This window comes from Halorubrum sp. FL23 (assembly GCF_052439115.2).
In the GTDB taxonomy this organism is placed as follows: domain Archaea; phylum Halobacteriota; class Halobacteria; order Halobacteriales; family Haloferacaceae; genus Halorubrum; species Halorubrum persicum.
The window spans coordinates 1-8,372 of the sequence record NZ_JBQVRO020000037.1 but is presented as its reverse complement, the minus strand read 5'-3'; the positions used below and the strand labels follow the sequence as shown (position 1 = coordinate 8,372).

Annotated in this window: 10 protein-coding genes; 8 read left to right on the top strand and 2 right to left on the bottom strand. The window is 52.2% G+C overall.

Annotation, left to right across the window (positions count from 1 at the left end; genetic code table 11):
• On the top strand, window positions 1–362 hold a 362-nt coding region (locus tag ACT4MF_RS18545; protein WP_444683778.1), incomplete at its 5' end, for a transposase.
• 205 nt (window positions 363–567) lie between these two features.
• Here ACT4MF_RS18545 and ACT4MF_RS18540 read toward each other — a convergent pair.
• The gene (locus ACT4MF_RS18540; protein ID WP_444683779.1) at window positions 568–1,506 is read right to left on the bottom strand and encodes a DUF7983 family protein; all 939 of its coding nucleotides are present in this window, start codon (window positions 1,504–1,506) and stop codon (window positions 568–570) included.
• A 196-nt stretch (window positions 1,507–1,702) separates the two neighbouring features.
• On the opposite strand from ACT4MF_RS18540, the gene ACT4MF_RS18535 reads away from it, so the two are divergent.
• From ACT4MF_RS18535 to ACT4MF_RS18510, 6 genes are all read left to right on the top strand, one after another.
• Window positions 1,703–2,032: a hypothetical protein gene (locus ACT4MF_RS18535; protein WP_444683777.1), complete on the top strand. Its 330-nt coding sequence runs from the start codon at window positions 1,703–1,705 to the stop codon at window positions 2,030–2,032.
• Entirely contained in the window at window positions 2,025–2,444 is a 420-nt protein-coding gene (locus ACT4MF_RS18530) for a hypothetical protein (protein ID WP_444683776.1), read from the top strand. The genes ACT4MF_RS18535 and ACT4MF_RS18530 overlap by 8 nt, the downstream gene beginning before the upstream one ends.
• A 6-nt stretch (window positions 2,445–2,450) precedes the next feature.
• Window positions 2,451–3,029, top strand: coding sequence for a hypothetical protein (locus tag ACT4MF_RS18525; RefSeq protein ID WP_444683775.1), 579 nt, complete (start codon window positions 2,451–2,453; stop codon window positions 3,027–3,029).
• A complete protein-coding gene (locus ACT4MF_RS18520; RefSeq protein ID WP_444683774.1) occupies window positions 3,026–3,397 on the top strand; it encodes a DUF2085 domain-containing protein in 372 nt (123 codons plus the stop codon). Before ACT4MF_RS18525 ends, ACT4MF_RS18520 begins: the two co-directional genes overlap by 4 nt.
• A 470-nt stretch (window positions 3,398–3,867) precedes the next feature.
• The gene (locus ACT4MF_RS18515; RefSeq protein WP_444683773.1) at window positions 3,868–4,653 is read left to right on the top strand and encodes a hypothetical protein; all 786 of its coding nucleotides are present in this window, start codon (window positions 3,868–3,870) and stop codon (window positions 4,651–4,653) included.
• A gap of 424 nt (window positions 4,654–5,077) precedes the next feature.
• Window positions 5,078–7,096 (top strand): transposase, encoded by a 2,019-nt coding sequence (locus tag ACT4MF_RS18510; RefSeq protein ID WP_444683772.1) that lies wholly within the window; start codon window positions 5,078–5,080, stop codon window positions 7,094–7,096.
• Between the two features lie 137 nt (window positions 7,097–7,233).
• Here the strand turns inward: ACT4MF_RS18510 and ACT4MF_RS18505 are convergent, their stop codons facing one another.
• Window positions 7,234–7,383 (bottom strand): DUF7983 family protein, encoded by a 150-nt coding sequence (locus ACT4MF_RS18505; RefSeq protein WP_512053336.1) that lies wholly within the window; start codon window positions 7,381–7,383, stop codon window positions 7,234–7,236.
• Window positions 7,384–7,923: 540 nt separating this feature from the next.
• Here ACT4MF_RS18505 and ACT4MF_RS18500 point away from each other — a divergent pair.
• Window positions 7,924–8,372 (top strand): DUF5817 domain-containing protein (locus ACT4MF_RS18500; RefSeq protein ID WP_512053335.1); only part of this gene is annotated, 449 nt, incomplete at its 3' end.

The following is an 8,372-nucleotide window of genomic DNA, read 5'->3' as shown; positions in this document are numbered from 1 at the left end:
GTCTCACCGAGAACGGCGAGACCATGTTTTTGGAATGCGCTGGTTCGTTCAACAAGGAAACGACGGTTCGATTTCTCCAGTCACTTCAGGCAAGATTCGGAGAGAAACTGCTCGTGGTTCTCGACAAAGGTTCCTATTTCACAGCGAAGAAAGTCAAGGAGTTTGCCGAGAAATCGAAGCTAGAGCTTCTATATCTCCCGACTGGGATGGCTAAGCTAAATCCAACCGAGGAGTGTTGGCGACAACTCAGATCAACCCTTGGTAATCAATACTTTGGAGAAATTGACGAACTTCGGAGTGAGATCCGCTCAGCGATGAAAGAGATCAATCCGCCCGGGGTGTATCAGTATCTCTGTCGGTGAGTATAGTACGACAAACCCGCACGGGCGTTTTTCGGGTTAATCCACGCAGCGGGGTCGATACCTTATGTATCAAACTGGCGGTGAAACGCGGTCAAATGCTACATAAGGTTATAGCCCAACGACGATCAACAGTTCTGGAGCCCTTGCGTCGTAGTTGACCTCGGCCGTGGCCTGTTCGTTCTTTTCGTCACGTCGCCAGACCAACTTATCGGTCGGCATTCGAGCGTGTGTGGTACGACTGTCCAGACTTGAATTCGGTCAGTTCCTCGATCCGCGATTCGAGCTCTTCGACTTCGTCGCGAAACTGGTCGGCATCGTCAGCATCGCTCGCCGCAAGTTGGTCTTTCAGCCCTTGGAGCCGCGTCTCCTTGCGGTCTTCGTCCACCTCGGCTTTCCGAACGTACTCGGTTTCTTCAATCTCGTAGACATCGCTTTCAGCGACATCAGTCACCTCGAGGGCGTCGTCGACCTTCCCGCGATCAACACTCATCACCCGATCACGGTCGATCCCGGCTGATTCGAGCGTGTCCAGCACCTCCTCGTCGGCTTTGAGCGAGCGGTTCGTCCGAGCCGTCCGCTGGACCGAGCCGTACGATCCCGAGACCGGTCGGTCGTGATGGAGTCGGTCTAAGAGCGTATCCGCGATCTCCTTGCGGAGGTCGTTGGCGTTCCGTTGAACATCCGAGAGCAAGGTATACAGGTCGATGAGTGCCCCTGTCTCCACCCCGTCGAGCGCTGTAACCTCGTGGCGTTCCAGCGCGTCGACGAGCAACAGCGCATCCGCGTAGACATCGAGATCAGGTTCTGTCCGTTCGTCGGGAGCAGGCTCAGAGGACGGGCCCTCATCCAGTAACAATGAGGTGGTTGGCGCTTCGGTCTCGATGATCACACCTCGGTCGTCGTTCACCTCAAATCGTGGATGGAGACTCAATACCGTCGGGTATGGATCCGCATCGGGTGGGAGTCGATCGAGGTCGAACCCATCGGTAGAGTCGGTGACACGTCGATATAGTGTCTCGAACTGGTCTTTTTGAAGCGGTCGCGACTCACCGCTATCCGTGAATCTGATGATGACACGGTGTTCCTGGACGCCAGTTATCTGAAACCGGTAGTACCTCAAACGATGATTCTTGGTGACTCGCAGTAGCGGAAAATACGGTGTTACTGCGGCCTCGGACGAGCTGGTGATCGAGAGAACAACTCTACTCGCCGATACGTCACTCTTCGGGAAACTCGAAGGAAAGGTGCTCAAACAACGCTACCGTATCTGTCTCCACGACATTGAAGAACGAGTCTACCGAAGGATGATCTTGCAGGGTCGCTGGGCTCGTACCACCTCAGTGTCCACCCTGATCTTTGGTGAGTTCTCGATCTATGACACACTTGTTGGGGAAACTTACTTTACTCTCCGCAAATCTGCTATGTATATGTTAGTCCCTGCTTGGGCGGGTGTTTCAACTTTATCTTTGATTGGAATCGGTATTACTGCATGTTGTTGTCAGCAGCAGCAACAACAACAGCAACAGCAACAAGTTGTTGTTGATGATAATGGAGAAGCCAAACGGGTTTGTCCAGAGTGTGGAATGGAGAATCCACGTGAAGCAAAGCATTGTGGAGATTGTGGCTTCTCTTTCGGAAAGGGAACCGAAGGAGATGATGGGGATGAGTGACGATTCAGAACCCTCTTTTGATGAACAAGTAGAGGAGATCAGAAAGAACGGAGAAGGCGGTGAACAAGGCGATTTTTATGAAAAAACATCCTCACAACTTCAATGGGGAATTGTAGCAGGTGCATCTCTTTTGGGGGGCATTCTTGGTGCTATCTCTAACCCCACGCAGCCAGTCTTTGGTTTCTTTGTTATTAGCTTTATTGTAGGTGGGGTAGCATGGGGGTTCGCTACTAAGTCGGGTAGAAAGTTCACGAAAGAACTCTTTGACAACATTGAGGAGATGGAACAACAGCAACAACAATCAGTTTCTACATCAACAAGCTCCGAACCGAAAATAGTTTGTTCAACTTGTGGTTGGAAGAATCCAAAAAACAATAATTATTGTCACGATTGTGGCGAGAAGTTAGAATAAATACTCATGGATTACGAAAAAGTAAAACAAATGGTATTCTCCAACACTTGCCCAGTATGTGGGGGTAATAAGTTATTAGTAAAAGAGATCAGCATGACAGGCTCCACTGGAATAATCTTATGCGAATCATGTAAATCAGTATTTGAGAGAAAAGATAGAATAAATAATATTTGGAAACTAACAGAAAGTGACGGTGCTGAAAAGAGTGTTTGTCTTTCACAAGAACAGTGGAAGTCTATTTCAGAAAGTGGAAAAACATTGTCTGAGGTAGATACTGACCAATTTGAGACTCCTGATAGCACTTCGAATATATTATTGATTGGTGTTGGTATGGCTGCGATAATATTAGACACATTAATCATATTATCTGCGCCATTTTCTGTAGTATCTTGGGCTATTTCATTTATAATAGCCTTAGTCGCATTTGTCATCGTGAATTTCTTAAAACCATCAGAACCAGACTTACCAATTGACAAACGACCTCAGAATAATAAACAGGATAGAAAATATAACTATTGTTCAGATTGTGGTTTCGAGAATCCTGCATCCAATAATTATTGTAACGATTGTGGCACAAAATTATGATAGGTGGTTTTATTGAGTATATTTTTGTCATCTCTCAGAAGCTACGGTCTTACCCATTTTGTCACTCTTTACCCAAACGATCTCTGTGTTATAATGGTAGGTACTTCGGCTTATGTGCTAGATGTACTACCATGTACTTTGGCGGATTATTAGCGATATTATCATTCCCAGTATGGAGTGGTGGTATATCTATAAATTATATTCTATTTATTGGCCTGCTACTAATTACACCAGCAGGGATTGACGGAACAACACAAATGTTCGGCTCCAGAGAAAGCAATAATAAACTCCGTGTGACGACGGGATTCTTCCTTGGACTTGGAATACCTATACTCTGCTGGGGCGGGCTAAGGGTGATCACTGGATGACTGAAGCGTTTGAATGTGATGTCTGTAAGGCAGTTGCTAAGGGGAAACCACATGGAATACTAAAATTGCGTAAGCGGGACGGCGGGATTAATGCCGAGTTATGTGAATCGTGCTATGATATGATTGCCGACCAGGTGGAGAATACCAAGTAATTGTGGGAATAATTATATCATCTTCCAAAAAAGGTGTCATAGAACTCTTCACACACCGTGATAATCGTACTGCCCGGATTGTCTCCGCATTAGTTGGTGATAGCGACGACAAGGCGAAGGCACAGCGCAAGAAACACCTGCGCCCGTGCGTGGACGCGGCCTCGGGAGTACGATAATGATGGATATACATCTCTTGGAGTGCCGTAATTCCTAATTCCGAACACTATGATGGCGAGGATAATGATCACACTTCCGAGATCTCGCATTACTTGTCTTTCCACCCCAAGTATAATAAGCAGCAGCTTCGTTGATATCGGTATGATATTCAATCTTGTGGGAGAGCAACGGGCTTCTCGGATCGCCTCGCAAGCCTCGATTGAGGAATCTAATACCTACGCGGATAATATTAGTTTCTACCAAGAACAGAACTACAGTTATATTCCCATACCCACCGCTGGCCAATTCTACCATATCGATCAGAATCAATTAAAAGAGATGGCGAGCGACCAGATTCTCCCTGATGACGCCCACCTCGTCGTGGTCATGGCGCACCTCCGTGAGTACCCATTCATTCTTCTAGACGACCACGGTCTCCTGTCGGATCAGTCCGACCTCGCTGAATCATTCGGCCTAGATCGCAGCGCACAAGATAGGTATGACATCGTGACTGTTGCCGACCTTAACAAGCGGCGAGTGAAAGAGATGCTCTATCCCGCCGTCGCCACCTTCGAACATACCCTCGCTGATCTTGTTATCCAGTATTATCCGGACTCTGACGTACCCGAGGACGATGTTAAAGAGGATGCCTTCGATCGGTGGGATCGGGCCAAGGAAGGTGACATGGAAACACACATTACCGAATATATGAGTCTCGGAGATATCGTTACTGTCGTCCGTAATACTGAGGCCCTCCGCACCACTTGTGACTTCGACTCGAAGACCCAGTACGACAACGCTATCGGAGGTCTCGTTGACCTTCGAAACAAGGTGATGCATCCACGCCGCATTCTCATACCCGACCCCAGCCATGTGCAAAAGACTATCGAGCGCCTCGGCCGAATTAATAGCCTGTGTGAGACTCTCAAATCTTTCTCCAAAAACTGATTTTATTTCGACCGACATCTACGCCATCCACTACCTGTCGATCACGGGATCATCAGTCCATCAGGTATGTATGTTCACACTCTCAAGATATCCTGTTCAAAACGCGTTATTCAGCTTCGGCATGGTCAAGCGGTAATGTAACTCAACGAAGAAACGGTCGCGTTAAGTTAGTATCAATATGGCTGCCGTCATTCGATTTTGCTGAAGTGTTCTAGAATGTTGTAGCTAATTGTGTTCTGACGATTAACGGGAAGGAGAACTGAGAAGCCAGATCCTGTTTCTCTCGGAGTTTCTCCCGGTCTTGAGTAATAAATTAGTTTCCCAAACTCGCAGAATACTCTCGCCGTCTTGCGTTTCTGCTTAACTTAACGCGACCTTTTAACAGAGCCGTTATTTTATAAGTTAAGAAGCGCTGATCTAATGTATGACCGACCACCCACCCGACGACGCCGTTCCTGTCTTGGAGGATTCGGGTGGGCCGTACACGACTGCGGATGTTTCTGAGCACGTCTCTAACATCCGTCAGAACCAGCTTTCCGCTGCGCTCTCCGAACCAGATGACTACTCTGGGAAGTCCGCGGAGCTAACAGAAGCCATCGACCATGCGCGTGCGGAGTCCTACGCGAAGCGGGATTCAATCGCCGACCAGCTTCAGTACGAGGTCGTTGACGTTGTCCCGCAAGACGATCTCATCAACTCCTCGTTCAACGGGATGGCGATGATGCGGGCATACATCCTGAAGATGATCTCGGACGACATCGGGGGGTTCGACTCGCTACAGTGGTATCTTGAGCGCAACGCCGAGATTGCTGCCGGGTTCGGATTCGAGGACGACAGGGTACCCAACCGCACGACGTTCTCCACGCAGTGGTGGGAGCGCTACCGACCGGCCTTCCGTGAGCATGTGCGGTTCGCAGCCGCTCGCATCGCTGCGAAGCTAAAGGGCCACGACTTCAACCTCGTCGAGGACATCGACGAACAGATACACGAGTTCCTGCCGACGGAACCCGAGGAAGACACAGAAATTCCGGACGAGCACCGGATCGAGCAACAGACGCGCGACCGCGTGTTCAAGGAGTATCGTGAGCTCTTCAACGAGGTCATCGACTACGGGCGCGGGACGAACAAGAGAATCGACGCCGAAAAGCTGACCGAGCAGGCGACATTCACTAGCCGGCGCAACGAATCGGTGACCGGCGGCAGAGACGTGTACGTGTCCGAGCACCGCGTCACCGACGACGATTACATGTGCTCAGAGGCGCTGGCGAAGCCGCTCCGAAACTACTCTCGACAGCTCGCCGAAATCAACTACGCACGCAACAACGCCCTCGTACCGGGCGAGAAGTCCTACGACTGGTCGGTCAACCCCGAGGCCCGCGACTTCGGCGAGGGGGAATCATGGCACAAGCGCACGGAGCGCGGGATCGACAAGCAAGTGGAGATGCTGAAGGAGCGCGGGATGTTGGACCGGCCCGTGGACATCTGCATCGACGGGACTGCCCGCGAGTACCACAACCGAAACGACACCGATGTCGAGGAGCCCGACGGCGTCCTTCACCGGTATCCGAAGTACGAAACGGGGTACGCGTACGAGGACATCACGCTCACGGCCATATACCGCGGTCGCGCCATCGTTTTGGCGTCGGTCTCGAAGGTGAAGGACGACGAGCAGTACCAGTGCGTGCGCTACCTCATCGACCGGGCTCGCAGCCTCGTGAACGTCAACAACGTGTACGCCGACAGTGAGTACGGCACCCAGAAGATATGCTCGTACGTCACCCACTGCGGCCTTGACTACGTCATTAAGAAGCGGAAGACCCGCGGCGCAGTCAAGGATTTCCTCGCCGAGGGAGCCGAAGGACGTGCCGATTGGACGGACTACGAGATTGAGGGTGCTGACCACACGATGCACAAGACGACGCTGCTGGCGTTGGAGAAGATCACGCGCTCGGTCACGAAGAAGGGCGAGAAGCGGAAGGCTGGCGAGACGAACGACGGGTCCTCACAGACGACGCTGCCGGGTATGAACGCACCCGACGAAGAGGACGACGAGGGTGAAGACGACGGGACTGAGGTGGAGTACGCGGCGTTCATCACGAGCTTGGACGTAGAGGCTCGCGGGCTCCATCCGAGCGGCACCGGGCCGCGACGCGCTGAAACGACTGCCTTCGGTGTCGGCCAGCTCTACCGGAAGCGGTGGAGCATCGAGACGGCGTTCCGCGACATCAAGCAGAACTTCTTGGCGAACCCACGGAGTCGGTGCCTCGGCGTCCGGCGGTTCTTCTTCATGCTGTGCCTGCTGCTCTACAACTGCTGGGTGCTGCTGAACCTCATCGTTGCGGACGAGATGGACCACCGAGACAACGAGGAGATCATCTGGCGCAAGAAGATATTCATCATCGACATGCACAACGAGGTCTTCCCCGACATCGAGTTCGGCTAGCCGGCCCGTTCTGCCGCCGCGTCAGCCCCGATCACGAGCCGCGGCGCTTGCGGTTCACCGTCGTTTTCACCGTCTTCCTTTCAGAATAGTCATATATGCCACCGTCACCGGCAAATCTCGGCTTACTCAGCGGGGCTTCACCTTTCTACAACGCCCTCAGAGGCTCCAATCATCCTATCGTTTGAGGTACTAAACCGGTCGTTCGAGAGTGGTGTCCGGAGCGTCGCTCCTTCTGGGAGGTCATCTAACCGCTCAAGGAGATTGTGCCAGCTGACCCGAAACGACATATTCGTAGTGAGACCGTTGGACGCTAAATGCTTGAGGCTGCTTGTAGAACTCACAGCTGTATCCGAGTGCGTGGATGCTGATTGGATGAATTCGTCGGAGGGCTCCTACATGGAACCCATGACAATTGCCAGTTACCCGCTTTAGCGGTGTGTAAACCACCTGAATACGGACACCGCGACGAAATGACAGTAATTGTATGTATGTCTGACGCTCGGCGTGAGTATTAAGACGGAGGCAAGCGCATCATCGCAGTATGCACGGCTAGGCGATGTTTAGAAAGGGGGGAAGTTCCCCTGGTGGCAGCAGGGGCCGCTTTGGAAGGGACAGGATGGCACCTGTCCGAAGGAACTCACGTATCCTTCATTTCTTCCGAAGTGGTCTTAATGGTTGCGGTGGTGAGAGTCATCTCCGGCTTTCGCCGATAACCCGCTCTGCTGTCTCTGAAACGGCCGATTATCCGATTTCGGCCGTAGCGTCGAGCACGTGCGCGGAGAGCGCACTATGCAGGACCACCCGGCTCATGGAGGTGTGCCAGCGGCGTGAGTCGCTTCGCTGTCGTTGGCTGTTCCAACTGTAGCCAACACTGGGTCATCGAGGATGCTGTCAGTAGTGGCGCTGCTAGCACTCGTGAGTGCCCCCGGTGTGGGAGTCAGCATTCAGATGGCCAGTTGCGACGTCGAGCGAGAGCCGACACGTGGGAGAATGCTGTTGAGCAACGGGCGGCGCTTCTCGCGAACACTCGGAACGCCGGCGCTGAGTTCGACGAGGTTGGCCACTATGCCGATCTTGAAGAGGAATGGGACCACGACCTTGTCGGCCAACCACTCGGCGTACAGGTGCTTACAGGTGCCTTCGCAGACGATCAGCACCTCGACACAGCGAATCGAGAGACACCCGACAAAACCGATCAGAGCTCTCGTCAGCTTGGAGATCTCCGCTGTGATGAGGACGCGGGTCTCTGGGTGGTTCAGCAGTACCCGGCTGTGTC